At 69.3% G+C, this 19,467-nt stretch carries 15 protein-coding genes; 9 read left to right on the top strand and 6 right to left on the bottom strand.

Annotated elements, in window-relative coordinates; all coding sequences use genetic code 11:
- The first annotated feature begins 294 nt into the window (after nucleotides 1-294).
- Complete coding sequence (gene denD / locus ACIRQH_RS11360) at nucleotides 295-1,302, top strand: D-erythronate dehydrogenase (protein WP_404225342.1); 1,008 nt, start codon at nucleotides 295-297, stop codon at nucleotides 1,300-1,302.
- Between the two features lie 261 nt (nucleotides 1,303-1,563).
- A complete protein-coding gene (locus tag ACIRQH_RS11365) occupies nucleotides 1,564-3,975 on the top strand; it encodes a beta-L-arabinofuranosidase domain-containing protein (protein WP_404225344.1) in 2,412 nt (803 codons plus the stop codon).
- A 394-nt stretch (nucleotides 3,976-4,369) separates the two neighbouring features.
- On the opposite strand, the gene ACIRQH_RS11370 is transcribed toward ACIRQH_RS11365, so the two are convergent.
- Together ACIRQH_RS11370 and ACIRQH_RS11375 are read right to left on the bottom strand one after the other, a co-directional pair.
- Nucleotides 4,370-4,606: a hypothetical protein gene (locus ACIRQH_RS11370; protein WP_404225346.1), complete on the bottom strand. Its 237-nt coding sequence runs from the start codon at nucleotides 4,604-4,606 to the stop codon at nucleotides 4,370-4,372.
- Between the two features lie 143 nt (nucleotides 4,607-4,749).
- The gene (locus tag ACIRQH_RS11375; protein ID WP_358816086.1) at nucleotides 4,750-5,130 is read right to left on the bottom strand and encodes a PASTA domain-containing protein; all 381 of its coding nucleotides are present in this window, start codon (nucleotides 5,128-5,130) and stop codon (nucleotides 4,750-4,752) included.
- Nucleotides 5,131-5,518: 388 nt separating this feature from the next.
- Between ACIRQH_RS11375 and ACIRQH_RS11380 the strand changes: the two genes are divergently transcribed.
- The 3 genes from ACIRQH_RS11380 to ACIRQH_RS11390 all read left to right on the top strand — a co-directional run bounded on the left by ACIRQH_RS11380 (nucleotide 5,519) and on the right by ACIRQH_RS11390 (nucleotide 7,819).
- Nucleotides 5,519-6,067: a DUF1062 domain-containing protein gene (locus tag ACIRQH_RS11380; RefSeq protein ID WP_388932470.1), complete on the top strand. Its 549-nt coding sequence runs from the start codon at nucleotides 5,519-5,521 to the stop codon at nucleotides 6,065-6,067.
- Between the two features lie 349 nt (nucleotides 6,068-6,416).
- Nucleotides 6,417-7,067, top strand: a complete 651-nt coding sequence (locus tag ACIRQH_RS11385; protein ID WP_404225348.1) for a DUF4232 domain-containing protein — start codon at nucleotides 6,417-6,419, stop codon at nucleotides 7,065-7,067.
- A 221-nt stretch (nucleotides 7,068-7,288) separates the two neighbouring features.
- Nucleotides 7,289-7,819 (top strand): GNAT family N-acetyltransferase, encoded by a 531-nt coding sequence (locus tag ACIRQH_RS11390; RefSeq protein ID WP_404225350.1) that lies wholly within the window; start codon nucleotides 7,289-7,291, stop codon nucleotides 7,817-7,819.
- Between the two features lie 286 nt (nucleotides 7,820-8,105).
- Here ACIRQH_RS11390 and ACIRQH_RS11395 read toward each other — a convergent pair whose 3' ends face one another.
- Nucleotides 8,106-8,345 (bottom strand): hypothetical protein, encoded by a 240-nt coding sequence (locus ACIRQH_RS11395; protein WP_404225352.1) that lies wholly within the window; start codon nucleotides 8,343-8,345, stop codon nucleotides 8,106-8,108.
- Nucleotides 8,346-8,681: 336 nt separating this feature from the next.
- On the opposite strand from ACIRQH_RS11395, the gene ACIRQH_RS11400 reads away from it, so the two are divergent.
- Nucleotides 8,682-9,260: a fasciclin domain-containing protein gene (locus ACIRQH_RS11400; RefSeq protein WP_404225354.1), complete on the top strand. Its 579-nt coding sequence runs from the start codon at nucleotides 8,682-8,684 to the stop codon at nucleotides 9,258-9,260.
- 163 nt (nucleotides 9,261-9,423) lie between these two features.
- Here ACIRQH_RS11400 and ACIRQH_RS11405 read toward each other — a convergent pair whose 3' ends face one another.
- Both ACIRQH_RS11405 and ACIRQH_RS11410 read right to left on the bottom strand, forming a co-directional pair.
- The gene (locus tag ACIRQH_RS11405; protein WP_404225356.1) at nucleotides 9,424-11,487 is read right to left on the bottom strand and encodes a LamG-like jellyroll fold domain-containing protein; all 2,064 of its coding nucleotides are present in this window, start codon (nucleotides 11,485-11,487) and stop codon (nucleotides 9,424-9,426) included.
- Between the two features lie 267 nt (nucleotides 11,488-11,754).
- Nucleotides 11,755-12,744 (bottom strand): TIGR01777 family oxidoreductase, encoded by a 990-nt coding sequence (locus ACIRQH_RS11410; RefSeq protein ID WP_404225359.1) that lies wholly within the window; start codon nucleotides 12,742-12,744, stop codon nucleotides 11,755-11,757.
- 184 nt (nucleotides 12,745-12,928) lie between these two features.
- On the opposite strand from ACIRQH_RS11410, the gene ACIRQH_RS11415 reads away from it, so the two are divergent.
- From ACIRQH_RS11415 to ACIRQH_RS11425, 3 genes are all read left to right on the top strand, one after another.
- Nucleotides 12,929-13,222, top strand: a complete 294-nt coding sequence (locus ACIRQH_RS11415) for a hypothetical protein (protein ID WP_358816094.1) — start codon at nucleotides 12,929-12,931, stop codon at nucleotides 13,220-13,222.
- A gap of 445 nt (nucleotides 13,223-13,667) precedes the next feature.
- Nucleotides 13,668-14,684, top strand: a complete 1,017-nt coding sequence (locus tag ACIRQH_RS11420) for a helix-turn-helix domain-containing protein (protein WP_404225361.1) — start codon at nucleotides 13,668-13,670, stop codon at nucleotides 14,682-14,684.
- A 158-nt stretch (nucleotides 14,685-14,842) separates the two neighbouring features.
- The gene (locus ACIRQH_RS11425) at nucleotides 14,843-18,232 is read left to right on the top strand and encodes a S8 family peptidase (protein ID WP_404225364.1); all 3,390 of its coding nucleotides are present in this window, start codon (nucleotides 14,843-14,845) and stop codon (nucleotides 18,230-18,232) included.
- 238 nt (nucleotides 18,233-18,470) lie between these two features.
- Here ACIRQH_RS11425 and ACIRQH_RS11430 read toward each other — a convergent pair whose 3' ends face one another.
- On the bottom strand, nucleotides 18,471-19,424 hold the full coding sequence (locus tag ACIRQH_RS11430; protein ID WP_404225367.1) for a hypothetical protein: 954 nt from the start codon (nucleotides 19,422-19,424) through the stop codon (nucleotides 18,471-18,473).
- Between the last annotated feature and the right edge of the window lie 43 nt (nucleotides 19,425-19,467).

The raw sequence follows: 19,467 nt of genomic DNA on the forward strand, positions 1-19,467 counted from the left end.
AGGGTTCCAGAGAAGGTCATGATCCAGCGGGCAAACGACCTACGTCGTGACCAATCCGGTGACCGGCGTCTCCCCGGGGAGCGGTGGCAGGGCGGTGTGGTGGATTCGTCGCGGGACGAGGATGCTGCTGGATACCCGAGGGCGTGGACGCGGATCCGGACGTGGACCCGGGACAGGACTCCGACTCGGCGCCGGACTGTGGCAGGCGTCGTGGGCCTGCCGGGTGGTGGGGGACGGATACCGCCGCCGTGTCCGCGGTCGGGCGGCCGTGCGCGCGGGATGAGAGGGCGTCGTATGAGGATCGTTGTCACTGGGGCGTACGGGTTCCTCGGGCGGCTGCTCGTCGGGAGCCTGCTGCGGACGCGGACTTTCGGCGGTGCGCCGATCACCCGGCTGGTGCTCGTCGACCGCTTCGCGGATTCCAGCTTCCCGCCGGCCCGCGACCCGCTCGTGGACGTCGTGCACGGGGAGTTGACCGACAGCCTCGGCGAGGTGTTCGCGGCGCCGGTCGACGTGGTCTTCCACCTGGCCGCCGCCGTCTCGGCCGAGTGCGAGGCCGACTTCGACCTCGGGATGGGCGCGAACGTGGACACCACCCGTGCTCTGCTGGAGGCGGCCCGCGCACAGTCGTCGGCCGGCGGCCCCGTTGCACGGGTGCTGTTCGCCAGTAGCCTCGCCGTCTACGGCCCCGACCCGGCGCTGCCCCTGCCACCCGCGGTGAGCGAGTCGACCGTGCCGCTACCGCAGTCGAGTTACGGCACACAGAAGCTCGTCTGCGAACAGCTGCTCGGTGACTTCACCCGCCGCGGCTTCGTCGACGGACGGGTCGCCCGGCTGATGACCGTCGTGGTGAGGCCGGGACGACCGAACGCGGCGGCATCCGGGTTCCTGTCCGGCATCGTCCGCGAACCGCTCGCGAAGCTGCCCGCCATCTGCCCCGTGGATCCCGGCACGCACGTCGCGCTGGCGTCGCCGCGCCGCACCATCGCGGGCATCCTCCGCGTCGCGGAGGCCGAACGCGGCACCGGACCCGGCAAGTTGGCGGGCCGCCTGCCGGTCAACCTTCCCGCGCTCACCGTCTCCGTCGCCGAGATGCTCGACACACTGAGGAAGGTGGGCGGTGCCGCCGCCGTCGACCTGGTGACCGTCACACCCGACCCTGCCGTCGAGGCCATCGTCGGTTCATGGCCGTCCGTTCTGGACAGCCGGCGGGCTGCCACGCTCGGCCTGAAGCCGGACCCGAGCTTCCTCGCCGTCGTCCAGGACTACGTCGCCGATCACCCAGACGCCGTCGCCATGTGAACCGCCGCACGTGGAACGGCGCTGCTGTGCACGGGACTTGAGCGGTGCGACCCGTGGTGTGCGTGAACTCTGGACAGGCCGTCCCGGCCGTGCTGTCATGCATGTCGGCGACAGAATTTCCAACGTTGTAGAAGACCGCGGCGCCACCCTCCCACCAAGTGGGCGTCCCACAACCGCACCTGGATGATCCGACGTTTTCCCGCGATGCGGACAACGTTGTCGCACTGCCAGTCGACCCCTCGCGAAAGGCAGATCACCCGCATGTCACTGAGCAGACGCCACCTCCTCGCGATGGGTTCCCTCACCCTCGGCGCCTCAGCACTCGGTGTCCCGTTCGCGGGAACCGCAGCCGCAGCCCCGGCCGTGTCCCCCCGGCTCCGCGCCGAGACGCAGAAGCCTGACGCGTTCCGGAAACTGCCGCCCGGCAGCGTCACCGCCCGTGGCTGGCTCGCCGGTCAACTCCGTCTGCAGCTCGCCGGTTTGTGCGGCAGATACGAGAGCTTCTCCCACTTTCTCGACTTCTCCACCACCGGCTGGGTGCACCCGGAGCACGACTCCTGGGAGGAACTTCCCTACTGGCTCCGCGGATACATACCGCTGGCGATCGCCACGGGCGACGCGCACGCGCTGACCAGGTCCCGGGAGTGGGTGGACGCGATCCTGGCCACTCAACAGAGCGACGGCTTCTTCGGGCCGCGCGCGCTCCGCACCTCCCTCAACGGCGGTCCCGACTTCTGGCCCTTCCTGCCCCTGCTGCAGGCGCTGCGCACGCACGAGGAGTACACCGGCGACCAACGGATCGTCCCGTTCCTCGCCCGGTTCCTGCGCTTCATGAACGCCCAGGGACCCGGCGCCTTCAACACGAGCTGGGTCTCCTACCGCTGGGGCGACGGCCTCGACATCACCGTGTGGCTCTACCGCCGTACCGGAGACGCGTTCCTGCTCGACCTCGCCGCCAAGATGCACACCCAGGGGGCCGACTGGACCGGCGCGACGCCCAGCCGGCACAACGTGAACATCGCCCAGGGCTTCCGCGAGCCCGCCCAGTACGCCCAGCTCACCGGCTCCGCCGACCTCACCGGCGCCACCTATCGGGCCTACGACACCGTGATGAACGCCTACGGCCAGTTCCCCGGCGGCGGCATGGCCGGGGACGAGAACTACCGCCCCGGGTTCGCCGACCCCCGGCAGGGCTTCGAGACCTGCGGCATCGTCGAGTTCATGGCCAGCCACGAGCTGCTCACCCGCATCACCGGGGACCCGGTCTGGGCGGACCGCTGTGAGGACCTGGCCTTCAACATGCTGCCGGCCTCCCTCGACCCGGACGGCAAGTCGCTGCACTACATCACCAGCGGCAACAGCGTCGACCTCGACAACCGCCCCAAGACACAGGGGCAGTTCCAGAACGACTTCGCCATGCAGTCCCTCCAGGCCGGTGTGGATCAGTACCGGTGCTGTCCCCACAACTACGGCATGGGCTGGCCGTACTTCACCGAGGAACTCTGGCTCGCGAGCGCTGACGGAGGCCTGGCCGCGGCCCTGTATGCACCGAACAGCATCAAGACCACGGTCGCCGGCGGAACGACCGTCACCATCACCGAGGAGACCGGCTACCCCTTCGACGACACGGTCGCCCTCACCCTCTCCACGCCCCAACCCGTCAAGTTCCCGCTCCAGTTGCGCATCCCCGGTTGGTGCCGCGGCCCCCAGCTCAAGGTCAACGGCACATCCCTGGCCGCCCCCGACGGCCCGGCCTGGGCGCGTGTGGATCGCACCTGGCACGACGGCGACACCGTCCGTCTGCAACTGCCCCAGCAGGCCCGCCTGCGCCACTGGCCCGGCCAGCACGACGCGGTCAGCGTCGAACGAGGCCCGCTCACCTACTCGTTGAAGATCGGCGAGCGCTACGACCGCTATGCCGGGGACGCGACGTTCCCCGCGTACGAGGTCCACGCCACCACCCCCTGGAACTACGGACTCCTCCCGGACACCCCGCTCACCCCCACACGGACCAGTGCCTCCGTCCCGGACCAGCCCTTCACCCCAGCCGCAACACCCGTGTACCTCTCGGCGCAGGCCCGGAAGATCCAGGAGTGGATCGCGGACGACGAACATGTCATCGCCCCACTCCAGCCGAGCCCTGCGCGCAGCGCCGCCGCGGTGGAGACGGTCGCCCTCATTCCCATGGGCGCGGCGCGCCTGCGCATCACGTCCTTCCCGACGGCAACACCCGACGGCCACGCGTGGACCCCGGAGCCCCCCTTCCGGCGCATCGCGAACAAGAACAGCGGCAAGGTCCTCGGGGTGGACGGGATGTCGACCGACAACAGCGCACGCGTCGTCCAGTTCGACAACACCGGGACGGGTGACCACGCCTGGCAACTCGTCGACAAGGGCGCCGGCTGGTACCTGATCCGAAACGGCCACAGCGGCAAGGTCCTGGGCGTCGACCAGATGTCCACGGCCGACAGCGCGATCGTCGTCCAGTTCGAGGACAACGGCACCGCGGACCACCTGTGGTCCCTCATCGCCGACACCGACGGCTGGTACCGCATCCGCAACAAGAACAGCGGCAAGGTCCTCGGAGTGGATCGCATGTCCAAGGACAACAGCGCACAGGTGGTCCAGTTCGGCGACAACGGAACGCCGGACCACTTGTGGCGGTTCCTGTGAGAGAACCGGTGACATAAAGAGAGAGGCCGCCCTGGTGGGTGGCCTCTCTTCTCTTCGAGCGTCTCTGGGCTTGCCCCAGCGCTGAGTCGTACACGCCGGACCTGCCCCTCACGCCGCTTGTGCCGCTTACGGATCATGGCTGACCGCGCGGTGGTGCGTGTGCGGAAGGTCAGCCGCGGCGCAGCATCATGACGACGGCGACGATGACGATGATGAGGACGACGGTACCCAGTCCTATATACACGGCTTTCTCTTTCCTTCGGAAGTGCGGCACCCATCGGTGTCGCAGAAAGCCGAGTGCCCCCGTCGGGAACTTTCAGGCCGCCCCGATTGTTCTGTTGCGCCCTCGTGACGTATCGGCCCCGTTTGCGCAGTGCCTCAGGAAGTGGCGGATTCAGCTTCCGAGCCATGTCAGGTCCTCGGCGTAGAAGGCCGCCGTGCGCTCGGGCTGGTCGTCGCCGAGGAGGTCGGCGGACACGTCGTAGCCGCGTCGGGCCAGGTGCCAGGCGAGGATCGCGTAGGGCGCACGGAACGGAACGAGTTCCTCCGGCGGGATGGCGCCGTAGATCTCGGTCCGTACCTCGATTCCGGCCCGTGTCTCGACGAAGGCACGGGCGCCCTCGATCCGCACGGTGGGGGGAGACAGCCGGTGGACGCCGCCGTCTCCGCGACCGGGGCGGGATCCGCTGATTTGTCGTAGCCCAGGCGTCTGGGCTGCCCTGACCGCCGAGAGCCGCGACGCGCATGTCGCGGCGGCGGGACCGGCCGCCTGGTTCAGTGGTCGGGCACGGTGATGGTGACCGTGGTACCGGCCTTCGCCCGGGTCCCGGGTGATGGGGACTGGGCGGTCACGGTGAGGGAGTCGTCGCCGATGGTGGAGTCGTCCGTGAAGGCCATGCCGTAGTTCAGATCCGCGAGTTGATTCCGGGCGTCCGCCACGGTGAGTCCGGTCAGGTCGGGAACGGTGCCCTGCGCGGCGGTCGGACTGGGCTGCTTGTCGGAGGTCGGAGAGGGGCTGGCCGTGGCCTGCGTCGGCGACGTCGGGTTGTTGTCGTCATCGGTGCTGTGGCATGCCGTGAGGGGGCCGATCGCCAGCAGGAGGCCGGCGAGGGGGAGAGCGGCGCGGCGGAGCGGGTAAGGGGCAAGGTGGTGCATGGCAGACTCCCCGTTGACGAGGCCCTGGGACATTCAGGGCGTGCAGGACATCAGGGTGACCGACAGCTCGCGCGCGGCGCCATACGCATCGAGGCGTAGGCCGGGGGCGGGTTTGTCGCCAGGTCTGCGGAGTGAGCCCGGCCGAAGGCGCGTTGGCCCAAGGCCAGCCTGTGGGGCGGGTTTTGGGTGAGCGTTGGATGGTGACCGCTCGAAAAGCAGTGGAGCCGTGGCCGTAGGCGCCGCTACCGTGCTGCGAACCAAGTCGTCTGGGTAAGGACGTGCCGTTGTACACCGTGTGAGACCCCCCGAGAGCTGATCTGTCGCGCGTCGCGTCTCTGCGCCGCGCTCCTTTTTGCTGCGGACTTCTCACTGAAACCGGTGTACTTCTGTGCTCAAAAGCTGGGTGGTCGTTCCCACCTGCCTACCGCTCGTTCGCCGTCGTTGCCACACCTGCGCGTCCGAGCGCTTCCGGCCGAGCCGGAAATTTCGCGTCAACGCACACCACAAGCTCCTCGACGCCTGGCTCCTCGTGCTCTGTACCGCCTGCGGGGAGACCGAGAAGCTCACGGTCCTGGAGCGGGTGAACGTGCGCGCCCTGCGACCTGAACTGCTGGACCGGCTGCATGGCAACGACCCCGGTCTCGCGGCCGAGTTGCTCCAGGATCCGGTCGTGCGGCGCCGCAATCGCATCGCCCTCGACTGGGACAGCGCCTGGCGTCTCGACACCGGCGGATCGGATCACCTGGACCACGAGGTGCTCGACGTCTCGGTCCGCTTCGCGGCGCGGATTCCTGTCAGGCCCGTGCGGCTGATCGCTGAAGGATGCGGCCTGTCTCGGGCCGAGGTCGAAAGACTGCTCATGGAGGGCAAACTCGTCTCGGCGATCCGGCTGAGCGGCAGACTCTCCGGCGACTTCACGTTCACGCTGAAGCGCTGAGCCCTGCTCGGGTCGCGGGCTTGTCCGGCAAGTGCCGCCGGACAAGCCCGTGGCGGCCGACGCTACGGCGAGGGTTTGCTGAGGGATACGGCACAGGTTTACGCGGGCTCACCCCCTGGTTCGATTCGGTTTCCGCACCGCGGTGGGACGCTCTCATCCGGAAGCACCTGACCGCGCGGCGGGAAAGGCCAAGGCCTGCGGAAACAGGGCAGCGCGGAGGAACGGGACGACCGGACGCCGCAAGGAGCCGGCCGCGTACAGCTGACCACGGGGGAGCACCATGAAGGCTGCAGTTCGCACATCGCAAAGGAACCGGACGTCGCGCCTCCTCGGGGCGGCGGCGGTTGTCGTGTTGCTCGCGTCCACGGCGTGCGAGGCAGGCAAGAGCGATGGCCCTGACGATTCCAAGGCGACCAACCGGCCCGGTGCCACCAGCTCGGCGCCATCGGAGGGGAGAGGTTCGGCGGAGCCCGACGGGGCGAGTTCGTCGAAGCCGTCCGGCAGTTCGAGCAGCACAGCCGGAAACGGAGGCGACGACGAGGCCAAGGCGGACGGCACCGCGGCCTGCGCCGAAGCCGACCTCTCCTTCGCCACCGCCAACCAGGACGAGGCAGGCGACCAGGTCAGGCACCTCCTGCTCACGGTCACCAACGCCGGCAACAAGACGTGCACGGTCTACGGCTACCCCCGCGTACAACTCGGAGCCGATGCCCAGGCCCCGGTCGCCCTGATCAAGGAGAGCGACCCGAAGGCGCTCGCCAGGCTGGCTCCGGGAGACGAGGCCAACGCCGCCCTGCTCGTCAGCGGCGGCCAGCGGGACACCTACGAGGCCCACACCATCAGCGTCGTACTCCAGGGCCGGAAGCACGGCAGTACCGCGAGCCGCCCGATCGACTTCCCGATGCCCGGCGTCGACACGCTCACGGTCGACGACGGCGGCCGCGTCACCTACTGGATGACACCTTCCGGCCTGGCACTGGACTTCATCATGTCGTTGTGAGGCGACGTCAGCAGTCTCCTTGGTCGGCCGATCTGTCCAACGGCCGCGTCGCGGAGACCGCACAAGGCGCGCTGACGGTGATCCTCTAGTCTGCCGCGGGGCGGCTGAGAGGGGGATCGGCGATGAGCATGTACTTCGACGTCGGTGACGTGACGCTGTGGAATCCGTCGAACGGCGCGGGGCGCCCCCGACCGCGTGCAACCCTCGCTACCCTTGCCCCCGTGACCACGCCGATTCTCGCCCCGATGAGGTTCACTCCGGACGAGATCGCCGACGTCGTCGGCATCTATGTGAGCAACCCCGAGTACTGTCGCGCCGCCGGTGAGTACGACCCGGAGCACATCGAGCCCGGGCGGGTCGAAGCCGATCTGCGTGAGGAAGCTCGTACAGAGGGGTGTCACGTTCTGCTCGCCCGTGACGGCGAGGGCCGCACCGTCGGCCTGGTGTGTCTGCTGGATCGGCACCCCAAGGACGGGTATCCCTGGATCGGGCTGCTGATGGTGTCGGGGAGCCAGCGGCGGCGCGGGGTCGGCCGTCTGCTCGTTCGGGCCGTCGAAGAGCGATACCTCGGGCAGGGGCGGGACGGCCTGCGCCTCGCGGTCCTGGAGAACAATCCTTCGGCCTCGGCCTTCTGGAGCTCGCTCGGCTGGCAGGAGATCGACCGGCGCATCGACGTCCAGTTCGAGCGGCCCTGCATCGTGATGCACAAGGAACTGACCCGACCTCGGATCACCTCGGTTCCCAGGGACTGATCCAGGGTGGGGCAGTGGTGCGTGGTGCTCCGTGGTGCAGATGCGGACGCGGCGGCCTGCTCGCTTGTACATGCGCGTGAGGAGGGCCGCCGTCCGGACCTCTCGGACACCGTCGAGCCCCGAGAACGCCCTGCCGTGGAAGACGTGCATGTCCGCCGCCGCGTAGGTGACCGCTGTTCGCGAGCACAGGCTGGACGCAGTCCCTGACATGGATGAGCCCCGGTCGGGGACTGTCGCAGAACTCCGGAACGAATGCCTGCCGACTGCAGTCGGCCACCCGCCGCCGTCAGGTGTCTGTCGGGGAAGAGGCGGGGCCGTATGTGCCGTAGAAGCGGCCCTGCTCACAGAGGGCGTCGATCTCGGCGTTCTCCTCCTCGCTCAGCTGCGTATCCAGCGCGACACTGATGACCCGTCGAGCGATCGCCAGTCGCCGCGCGACATCCCAGTGGGCGACGAACGCGCCGACAGCGCTGTCAACGGCGGTTCCGGATGCCTGTCGGGATCCGATGCGGTCCAGCGAGACCACGAACTCGTTCAGTCCCGCAGGACGGTGAGAATTTCGTCGAGTTGCAGGCGGATTTCCCGAGAGGACACATTCATGGGCGGATTCGGCTCCCAGGTCGGTGATCGGACGGTGGCCGCTGTTCGACCCACAGTAGGACGCCGTTACGTGCTGTGAAAACTGCACTAATCCCAACAAATCCTCTCCATCCACCCATCCGGTACCGGACCCGCTTCGGATTAGGGGTGTGATCGAGCTGAGCCGGAATGCGGACTCGCGCGGGGACGAGTCCCCGGCCCGCCTCGGTCGGCATCCATGAAAGGGCTCCCGATGAGTCCTCATCCCGAGGAGGTACCGATCATGGCCACCCGAAGCATGATCAACATGGCCGCCCTGGCGGCCGCGGCGCTCGCACTGCCGGTGTCCATCGGGCTTCTCGCCCCGGCCGCTCACGCGGACAGCGGCGGGACGTTCGGGCCCGCTTGCTCGTCGGTTCCCAAAGAGGGGTCCGGCAGCCTGGCAGGCATGGCCCAGGACCCGGTAGCCACGGCCGCGTCGCACAATCCGGCGCTGTCGACACTCGTGGCGGCAGTGAAGAAGGCCGGCCTGGTCGACACCCTCAACAACGCCCAGAACATCACCGTCTTCGCCCCGACCAACGACGCCTTCAAGAAGATTCCGAAGGCGGACCTGGCCAAGGTGCTCGCCAACAGGGACCAGCTCACCAAGATCCTCACTTACCACGTGGTCGGCGAGAAGATCGCGCCGAACCAGCTGCCCAAGGGCTCCTTGAAGACTCTTGAGGGCGCCAAGCTCACCACCGACGGATCGGACGGAAAGTACAAGGTCAACGGCACCGCGAACATCGTCTGCGGCAACATCAGGACGTCCAACGCGACGGTGTACCTGATCGACAGCGTGCTCATGCCGCCCAAGTAGGGTCGGCGGCATCCGACGGGGGTACGTCCGGGCCGGGGCCCTTGGGGACATGCGGTCCCGGCCCGGGCCTCACGTTGCGCTCCGGCCCCTCGGGGGGCGGCTGAACCTCAGGTGAGCCGGGGAAGGGGGCCTCCACGAGGGAAGAGGCCCCGCTTCCTCGTGCCTAGGCGTTCATGAACCGGTCGGGGGAGAGGGCCCGCCCGACGATACGGATGTCACCGAGGGAGCCGTGGAAGACCTGGCTCGTGACTCCGGCCCACTCGTACCCGCCGATGAGGAACGGCTTGTGCAGCGACGTCAGTCCGACCGCACGGCTGGTCGGATTCCGACCCTCCTCGCAGCCGTTCACGTAGAGCTTGCTGACGTGGCCGTCGTTGACGACGGCCACGTGCCACCACGTGTCCTTCTGGAGCAGGTGACTCCAGGCCGTCGTCGCGCCGTCCATGGTGAGCGGGTACGCGTTCCACTGGATCTCCAGGGAACCGCTCACGCCGAGGGTCATCACGGGCTCGTCCGCGGTCGCCGTGGGCCCGTTCTTGCCGGCCTCGGCGGCCGTGCCCGACCTGCTGATCATCGAGGACCAGCCGTTGCGACCGCCGTCCCAGTCGGTGGGCACCTTGAAGAACGCCTCGATGGTGAACCCGTGCGGGAAGGTCTCCGCGTTGATCGGGGCCTTCGCGACTGTCTCGAAGAACGCGCCGCCGACAGGGTTGCCCTGCCCGGCGAGAACGACGCTGCCGTGGCCCGGCTGGTCGGGGTGGTGGTCGCCGGTCCAGGTCAGCGCGTGCGCGGGCGTACCGGCGACCTGTTGGCGGACGAGGTCGTTGCCGTTGCCCGTCTGGTCCCGGATCACCTTCTGTGCAGGCACGTCGCCCCCATCGGCGCCCTCGCCGTCGAAGCGCCAATAGGCCAGCGTGCCCGGGACGAGCATGCGCCGGGCCGGTCTTGGCTTACGTACAGCGACCGGCGCGAAGCCCGCGAAGCGCTTCTCGAAGTCGATGACGACGGAGAAGTAGTCGACCGGAGAGGTCAGTTCGATCTCCTTCGCCGCGGCCGCATTGAGCTCGTCCCGGGCGGCCAGTTCCCTCATCCACGGCGAGAACGTCGCGATGTCGATACGGCCCCGGTCGAGGTCGAAGCGGTAGGACCGCAGCATTCCCGAGCCGCCGTAGTACCGGTCCTGGTAGTTGGTGATGTGCAGGTGTACGTCGTTGCCGGCGTCGTTCTTCATCACGGTGCTACCGGGCGGCCAGTAGTGGCCGTTGAGGGTGAGGAAGATCTGGTCGTTGCCCTTGATCAGGCCGTCCCAGAGCTGGTGTCCGTAGTCCGACAACCGGGCCTCGCCCTCGGCCGTCGAGTCGACGATCTCGTGGGTCGTGACGATCACGGGCAGCGTCGGATTCGCCTTGATGACGGCGTCGGCCCAAGCGAATCCCTTCGCCGACAGCCTCCAGTCGAGACTGAGCAGCATCCACCGACGACCGCCCGCCCGAAAGACGTGGCTGGTGTTGTATCCGTCGGGGCTGGAGGAGTGGAACGTGGGCGACTTCCTGGCGCGTTCGGGGCTGAAGGTGTCCAGGTAGGGAGTCGGCCCGCGCTGGTCGTCCCCGGTGACGTCGTGGTTGCCGGCCAGCACTCCGTAGGCCACCCCGGCACGGTCGAGCATGTCGAAGGGCTTGGTCGCCGCCGCGTACTCCTCGGCACGGCCGTTGTTCGTCACGTCGCCCAGGTGCGCGAGGAAGACGATGTTCTCGTCGTGGTCTCCGGCGCGGGCCTCAGGGTTCAGCAGATAGCGGAAGGACGCCTCCATGGGGGCGGGGTGAATCCGGTCCACGTCGAACAGGTACTGCGTGTCGGGCATGACGGCGAGGGTGAACCGCGGGCTCTCGGGGTCCGGCCGCCAACTGCCCCGCGGCGCCGCCCGATCGGAGGTCACGGCCGTTTCGGCCGTGGTGCCCGCACCCGCGGCGAAGGCCGGGGAAGAGCCGAGGAGGCCAGCGGCGGCGGCGCCCGCTCCGAGCACGCCGGCGCCCCGCAGGAACGTACGCCTGCTGGCCGCGGCGAGGCTGTCGCCGTCGAGGTCCGCCGTGCGCGGGCAGTCGCAGTCGACGGTGCGGGCGTTGTGGAGGGCGGTGAGGGCAGCGAGGTGCGGTGCGGGCAGGGCGTGTGCGTCGGACGCCGGGCCGGTGGTGGGGGCGTGCTGGTGCTGGGAGGAAGAGCTCTGCATGGTCACTCCGAACGGGGAGGCTGATTGCGCTCAACGTGTCATCGCACCCGGTCCGGCCTGGTTGACCAGCACGTACAGACTGCTGAACGATCAGCCAACACCCGCACGCGCGGGGCACGGATCGTGGACGGGCGCCCGGGTCCCGGACGGCCGGCGACTCGTCGAGGCGCCGCAGACGCTCCGCCGACGTTGACGGTTATCGCCTTCCGGGGCGCGCACGGCGCGGAGTTCACCTGTGCGGGGCCCGACCCCGTTTCCTGCTACGACTCACGCCGCGTCGCCGTCGCGCGGATCAGGGTCGTGCCGGGAGGCCGTACGTGCCGGCCGGGCGCGCCGTACGAGCGAGGCGGCGGCCGTCTCCCACTCGGGGTACGAGAAGGTGAACCCGGCCCCCCGCAACCGGCCCGGCACCACCCGGCGGCTCTTGAGGAGCAGCTCTGTGTCCGAACGCAGCGCGAACGCCCCCAGCTCGGCCATCCACCGGGTCGCGGGCAGCCCCACGGGCACGCCCCAAGCGGTGCGCAGCGCCCGCATGAAGTCACGGTGCGGAAGGGGGTCGGGGGAGGAGAGGTTCACCGGTCCGTCGAGGTCCTCCCGGGCGATCAGGAACTCCACCGCCCGCACGAAGTCCTCGTCATGGATCCAGGAGACGTACTGCGCACCGCCGGCCACCGGACCGCCCAGCCCGAGCCGCGTCAGCCGCGACAGCACGTCGAACACACCGCCCCGGTCCGGGCTCATGACCATCGCCGAGCGCAGCGCCACCTTGCGGGTCGCCGGAGTCGGCGCCTCGGCCTGCGCCCGCTCCCAGTTCCGCGCGATCTCGACGCTGTACGTCCAGTAGTCCGGTACCCCGGACTCCGTACCGCCGATCACCCCCGTCGCCTCGTCGTGCGCCGCGTCGAAGCGGTGGGCGTAGACCGTCGCCGTACTCATCTGCAGCCAGACGCGCGGTGGCCTTGCGGCGGCGGCGATCGCCTCGCCGACGACCCGCGCCGAATCCACCCGGGAATCCATCATCGCTCGCAGGTTCTCGGGTGTGTAGCGGCAGGAGACGCTGCGCCCCGCCAGGTTGACGACGGCGTCGCAGCCGTCGATCGCCGCGGCCCAGGGACCCAGTGTGACCCCGTCCCAGCCGAGGTCATGAGCCCGCCGGGGGCGTCGGGTCAGCACCGTGACCTCGTGGCCGGCCGCCGTCAGCGCACGGTCGAGTATCGCGCCCACCTGTCCGGTTCCCCCGGGCAGCACTACCTTCATCGAACCCCCTCGGCTTCGTACCGTGTCAGCGTAGCCCCTCTTTTTGAACGTGTTCAACAGGAGGATGGGTTGTGGCCGTTTCCCGCGAGGCCGTCCGTCCGTTCCTCCGGCGTCGGCGGGGGGCGTTTGCTCCTTTGCCTCAACTCCGTGGTGATGATCCCCGATTCGGGGTACACGCCTCGCCATGGCACCGAAGACCGAACGCGTCATGTTCCTGCGGGCCGTGCGACAGCTGCACCGCGTCCGCACCTTCTACGTGATGGGCATCCTGATGTGGAGCGCATCCACCGTCTGGACGGCCTGGCAGTCACCCGGGGCCCGGCAGATGTGGGTCTCCGCCCTGCTCCTGGCGGTCTTCACCGGACTTCTCCTGACGGCGACGGTCTCCCTGCGGCGCCTTGAGCCCCCGAGGACGGGTGAGCCCGTCCATCACGCGGCGGCGCGCAAGGCGACCGGTCCGCGCAAGGCGCACGCCTGACGGAGCTCGGCTGATCATGTGCGGTGCTCTGCCGTGTTCATGGTGACGGGGCGGCGTGCCGGTGATTTTCACCGGCCCAAGGAGCAAAGGCACCTGATGGGAGCAAAGGCGCCTGACGGCGGGCCAGTTGTTCGAACCGGGCGGCCGGTTCGGATGGCGCCGATGACTACCGCTTCGCGACCGACGGCTGCACCCTGGCACGGTCTGCCGGCTGATCGTCGAACGGTTCTCGGTGGTCTACGACTCCCTGTCGAAGGGCAGCCGGCCACCGCCCCGGCGAGGCTCCGGGACTGGTCTACCGGATCCGCACCGGCTGGTACCGCGATCGCGACCTGCCGAGGGCGGCTTCCGGCGTTGGGATAGGGTCGGCCGACGAAGATCCGCTCGGTCCACCCCGAGGTGCGTCGAGGGGGCAGACACGGCGGCCGCCCGCGAGGGGAACTGGATGCTACAGGCGTTGGGATTGGGCCTGGCCGAAGAGGCGGTCTACACCGCGCTGCTCGCTCGCCCGACAGCGTCCGCGCGGGACCTCGCCCGGCAGACCGGCTTCGAGCAGCCCGAGACCACCCGCATCCTGCTCGACCTCTCGGCGCGTGGGCTGGTGGCGATCGCGGCGGAGGCCGGGAGCGGGGCACCTGACCCGGCCGACCGCGGGGCCGCCCGTTACCGGCTCACTCCCCCTTCAGTGGCCCTGGCCCCGCTCCTCGTCGAGCAGCGCAACGCGCTCCAACGGGCCGAGACCGCGTTCTCGATGCTGACCGAGCAGTACCGCAGCACCGCGGCACATCCTGCGGGCAGCGTCATGGAGGTGGTCGTCGGCGTGGAACAGGTGGCGCACCGGTTCCATCAACTGCAGCGTGGCGCTCAGCGGGAGTTGCTCGTCTTCCTCCTCGGGGAGCCCATCGCGGTACCCCGCGAGGATGCCGACGCCTCGGAGAGTTCCGCGTTGGACCGTGGAGTCGACTTCCGGGTCGTGGCGGCCAAGGACTATCTCGACGCTCCCGACGTGGGCAGGGACGTGCGGGAGGCCATCGCGGCGGGTCTCGAGCTTCGCCTGGCCGACTCGTTGCCGCTGAAGATGGTCGTGTCGGACCGGGAACGTGCCATGGTGCCACTGGAGATGGCGGACTCCGGCGACGAGCCGAGCGCCATCGTGGTGCACCGCAGCGGCCTGTTGACGGCCCTGGTCCATCTCTTCGAGAGGGAATGGGACTCGGCGCGTCCGCTGTACACCACCCCCACGGGGGTGCGCGCGGAGTCGTCGGCCGATGGGCAGCCGACCGAGGGGGAACTGGAGGTCCTCGCCCTGTTGCTGGCAGGCATCTCCGACCGGCGGGTGGCCTCCCAACTCGGGCTCTCGATACGCACCGTGGAGCGACGGACCCGCCGTCTGATGGACCTCGCCGGAGCGGATTCGCGCCTGCAGCTCGGCTGGTACGCCGCACGTGCGGGCTGGTTCTGACCTACCGGGCCCGAAGCGTCCCGAGGCGCCCGATGTGGCCACGTGACGGGTAACCGACATGCGGGAAACCCGCCATGCGCGGCATCCCTCGCAGGTCCGTACGCATGTCAGGCTCCAGCAACAGCCTGACATGCTCACGGTATCCAGTGGGGAGATCCATGCACTCCATAACGCGTACAGCCTTGGGCGCGGCGACCGTCGCCGTCCTGACGGTCACCGCGATCGTGCCTTCCGGGGCGGCGGACAAGCCGTCTGACGAGGCCTCGGCGAAGAGACCCGTCGTCGGCAGCAAGACGAAGGCGGCGGGTGGCAAGCAGGTGTCGGTCACACTCGTCACCGGCGACAAGGTGCTGGTGACCACGGACACGTCGGGTCACAGTTCAGCGGCCGTCCTGCCGCGCGAGGACGGCACACAGCCGACGGTCCAGACCCAGCAGAGGGGCAAGGATCTCTACGTCTACCCCGAGGACGCCGCCCAGGCGATGGCCGAGGGCAAGGTCGACGAGCAGTTGTTCAACGTCACCGGGCTCATCCGCCAGGGATACGACGACGCACACACCGACACGCTTCCGCTCATCGCCACCTACCAGAAGGGTGTGAGCGTCGCCGACAGCGCGCCGGCGGCCCCTCGCGGGGCAGAGCGGGGCCTGAGCCTCCCGGCCGTGGACGGCGTCGCGCTCAGGGCCGACAAGGACACGGCCGCCACCTTCTGGCAGGACATCACCGGCACCCGCTCACGTTCCGCCTCCACGCTGAAGAAGGTGTGGCTGGACGGCAAGGTCGAGGCCACACTGGAGCGGTCCACAGCGCAGGTGCACGCGCCGCAGGCCTGGGCGGCCGGCTACGACGGCAAGGGCACCAAGGTCGCCGTGCTGGACACGGGCGTGGACGCCGAGCACCCGGACCTGGTGAACAGGGTCGCCGCGTCGGAGAACTTCACGGACTCCAGGAACACCGACGACCAGGTGGGCCACGGCACCCACACCGCCTCCACGGTCGGCGGTTCCGGAGCTGCCAGTGACGGCCGCGACAAGGGCGTCGCCCCCGGTGCCTCCCTGCTCATCGGCAAGGTCCTGAACGACCAGGGCTACGGCCTGGACTCCTGGATCATCGCGGGTATGCAGTGGGCCGTCGACCAGCAGGCCGACGTCGTCTCCATGAGCCTCGGCAATCCCGCGATCGGTGACTGTTCCGACCCGATGGCCCAGGCCACGAAGGAGTTCTCGCAGAACACCCGCACGCTGTTCGTCATCGCCGCCGGCAACGCCGGCTCGGGCACCGAGACCGTCTCGTCGCCCGGATGCGTGCCCGGCGTGCTGACCGTGGGCGCCGTCGACCACGACGACACCACGGCGCCGTTCTCCAGCCGCGGTCCGGTGGCCGTCACCCACACCCTCAAGCCCGAGATAGCCGCGCCCGGCGTCGATATCCTGGCGGCCAACGCGGGCGGCCGGGGCGTCTACGCCTACCAGTCGATGTCCGGCACCTCCATGGCCACCCCGCATGTCGCGGGCGCCGCGGCGGTCGTCCGCCAGGCCCACCCGGACTGGACCGCGCAGCAGATCAAGGCCGCCCTGGTCGCCTCGGCCCGCACCGGCGGCAAGGTCGCCGGTGCGGACCAGACCGGCGGCGGGGTACTCGATGTGATCGGCGCGGTGAAGCAGAAGGTTCTCTCCGCGCCCGCCGTCCAGGCCGGCAGTTTCAACTGGCCGCAGGACGCGTCGGACCGCACCACCGTGCAGGTGCCCTTCACCAACACCAGCGGCAGCGACCTCACCCTGGGCCTGAAGGTCAGCGGGGTGCACGGCAACGACGGCAGCGACGTCCACTCCGACATCGTCCAGCCGGCGGACGGCAGGGTGAGGATCCCCGCCGGTGCCACCGTCCAGGTGCCGCTGCGGATCGACCCCACCGCCCGTCTGAAGGACTCCCAGTACGGTGCGGTCACCGGCCGGATCCTGGCCACCGGCGGCGATGTGCACGTCTCCGTGCCCGTCACCCTGTACGTCCAGCCGGAGACGGTGACGCTCCGGGTCAAGGTCATCGACCGCTACGGCAAGCCCGCGGCAGGCTCCTCCTCCCTGGACCTCGTCGAGCTCGACATCGACAAGGGTGAGCGCCGTACCAACGCGGGTGCGGCCGACCAGACGTTCAGCGTGCGCCCGGGCGACTACGCCCTCAGCAGTTTCGTGATGTCGTACGACGCGAACAACGCGGTCGAGTCGGTCAGTTACCTCGCGCGGCCGCAGTTCCGGATCACCCGTGACACCACCGTCGTCCTCGACGCACGCAAGAGCCACCGGCTGAGCCTGCACACCGACCGCCCCTCGACGGTGGACACCACCGCGTTGAGCTACAGCCGCACGTGGGACGACACCTGGCTGATGGCCGGATCGCTCGTGGCCGGCAAGACCGTCCAGAAGTTCTACGCGGACATCGACGGACGTGCCAGGAACGGCACCTTCGAGTTCCGGCCCACCTGGCGTGCCACCGGCTCCGAGGACGGGTCGTCCTACATCTACAACCTGTCGTACCCGACCCGGGGTCCGCTGCACTCCGACCAGATCTACCAGCCCAAGGACTCCGGGCTGGCCCAGGTCACCGAGACATGGAAGGCCATGGGCAAGGAAGGCGACTACATCGACGCCTTGTTCATCCGCCCCGCCGTTGGTGACGGCGACTACATCACCGTCAGCCCGTTCGGCCAGGTCCACGTGCCCGGCACCCGTACCGCCTACTACTCGACCGGTGACGAGGCCTGGTTCCACGGCGCGATGACCAGCTTCCCGTTCGCTGCGTTCATGGGCGACCAGGAGCGCACCTACGGGGCCGGAGAGCGCAGGGCCGAGGAGTGGTACGGCGGGCCTCTGCGGCCTGCCGCGCCGCGCGACGCCGACGGCCAGCTGATGTTGACCGCCGAGCGGCAGGGCGACCTGATGGGCTTCCAGAACGCGCTCTGGGTCGACGGCTCCGGCGACCACTGGTCGTACGGCGGGTCGTTCGGCGACCTCGGCAAGCTGGTGCTGAAGCGCAACGGCGAGCGGATCGGCAGCAGTGCCTATCCGTCCGACGTGTTCCAGGTGCCGGACGAGGACTCCGCGTACGAGCTCACCCAGGATCTGGAGAAGATCCCGTCCTCGGACCGGAACTGGCTGCGCTCCACCGCCGTCAGCACCACGTGGAGCTTCCGTTCCCACCGGGAGCCGGACGTCTACTCGCGCGGCCTGCCGATCCTCGCCCCGGCGTACGACCTGCCGGTGGACGGCATGAACACCGTGCCGGCGCAGAGCGGTGTCAGGGTCGGCCTGTCGGTCGAGGGCCACGCCGGGTACACCCCGGGCGCGATCACCGCGGCCTCGCTGTCCTACTCCTACGACGGCGGCACCACCTGGATCCAGGCGCCGACACAGCGTCGGGACGGCAAGTGGACGGCCGTCCTCGACCACACCGGCGCCACCGGCAAGCAGGTCATGACGAAGGCCACCTTCACCGACGCCAAGGGCAACGCGGTCTCCCAGACCATCACCCGCGCCTACGACGTCCGGTGACCACCGGTCCGGCCGGGCGTCCCGAGCAACGGGCAGCCCGGCCGGCCACCGCTCGCACCCGTGACGATTCAGAGCACTGCCGGCTTCGACCTGCCTGGTGGGACGTGATGTCGGCATGACAGACCGGTGAAGTCACCAGTCTCCAGCCACTCGGACCACCGAGAATGGTTCGACGACCAGCCGGCGGACCGCGCCAGGGTCCAGCCGTCGGTCGCGAAGGAGCGAGCGCTCGCGGCGGCTATGCGCCGGTCCAGCGGATCGGGTGACCGGACGTGTCCGTGGTGAGCCACGATCGGTCTCCGAGGGGCCGGATGTCGTACGGGTTGTCCGTGCGCGCGTCGAACTGGCCGTGGATCCGGCCGGAGTGGACATCGACGGTGTAGTGGCGGGACCACTCCTGCTCGTCCTCGGTCTCGCCCATGAGGGAGACGACGACCGTGTCCGCACTGAGGTAGCCGCCGCTCCATTCCACATAGATCTCGTCCGGGTCGTGCCCGAAGGCGTCGACCGACAGGGCGAAGGTCACCTCGCCGTCCGGATAGGTGTGAAGGGCGACATCGGTCTGGTCGTGGGCGACCGTCATGAAGTGGCTGCCGTCGGGGGACAGGCCGATGAGGCACCGGTCGTCCCAGGGGTAGCGGACGAGTTCCATCCGTCCCTCGACCAGCGATGCCCTGTAGACCACCGAGCCGTCCTGGCCTTCACCCACGTCGAGCAGCACGTGATCGTCCGTGGGGTGCGGGAGCTGCTCGCCGCCGTGTCCGACCGTTCGCAGATCCGCCTGCGCGATGACGGCCCCCGTTCCGGCGTCCAGGGCGGCCCACTGGTCCGGTCGGTCACGGCCGGCCATGACGTCGGGGCGGTAGACCCAGACCGTCGATCCGTCCAGCGACAGCACGCAACCGGGCCGGTGCCCCATCTTGTGGCCCGAACGCGGCTCGAACTGCGACCGCCAGATCTCGACCCCGTCCGCGGTCAGGCAGACGGCTGCGTCGAGGGTGGTGTAGCACGCGCGTTGGAGGTCGGCGGAGACGGCGTACTCGACGACGTCGTCCTCGGGGGAGGGCCGCCAGGTCGCGGTGGGTGACAGCACGCCGACGTCACCTGCGTCCAGATCGTAGGCGCAGATGCCTCCGTCGACGAGCCGGGTGACGACCTTGCGAGGGGGAGTGGGGCGAGTGGGGTGGGCCATGGTCCGGAGGCTAACTCGCGCGTGCGTCCGCAAGGAACGGCCG

The organism is Streptomyces sp. NPDC102279 (assembly GCF_044766365.1).
Taxonomy (GTDB): Bacteria; Actinomycetota; Actinomycetes; order Streptomycetales; family Streptomycetaceae; genus Streptomyces.

Bases quoted from the DNA above. Each gene is read 5' to 3' on its own strand.
- denD (WP_404225342.1), top strand. From the start codon at position 295: ATGAGGATCGTTGTCACTGGGGCGTACGGGTTCCTCGGGCGGCTGCTC.
- ACIRQH_RS11365 (WP_404225344.1), top strand. From the start codon at position 1,564: ATGTCACTGAGCAGACGCCACCTCCTCGCGATGGGTTCCCTCACCCTC.
- ACIRQH_RS11375 (WP_358816086.1), bottom strand. From the start codon at position 5,130: ATGCACCACCTTGCCCCTTACCCGCTCCGCCGCGCCGCTCTCCCCCTC.
- ACIRQH_RS11400 (WP_404225354.1), top strand. From the start codon at position 8,682: ATGGCCACCCGAAGCATGATCAACATGGCCGCCCTGGCGGCCGCGGCG.
- ACIRQH_RS11405 (WP_404225356.1), bottom strand. From the start codon at position 11,487: ATGCAGAGCTCTTCCTCCCAGCACCAGCACGCCCCCACCACCGGCCCG.
- ACIRQH_RS11410 (WP_404225359.1), bottom strand. From the start codon at position 12,744: ATGAAGGTAGTGCTGCCCGGGGGAACCGGACAGGTGGGCGCGATACTC.
- ACIRQH_RS11415 (WP_358816094.1), top strand. From the start codon at position 12,929: ATGGCACCGAAGACCGAACGCGTCATGTTCCTGCGGGCCGTGCGACAG.
- ACIRQH_RS11420 (WP_404225361.1), top strand. From the start codon at position 13,668: ATGCTACAGGCGTTGGGATTGGGCCTGGCCGAAGAGGCGGTCTACACC.
- ACIRQH_RS11425 (WP_404225364.1), top strand. From the start codon at position 14,843: ATGCACTCCATAACGCGTACAGCCTTGGGCGCGGCGACCGTCGCCGTC.
- ACIRQH_RS11430 (WP_404225367.1), bottom strand. From the start codon at position 19,424: ATGGCCCACCCCACTCGCCCCACTCCCCCTCGCAAGGTCGTCACCCGG.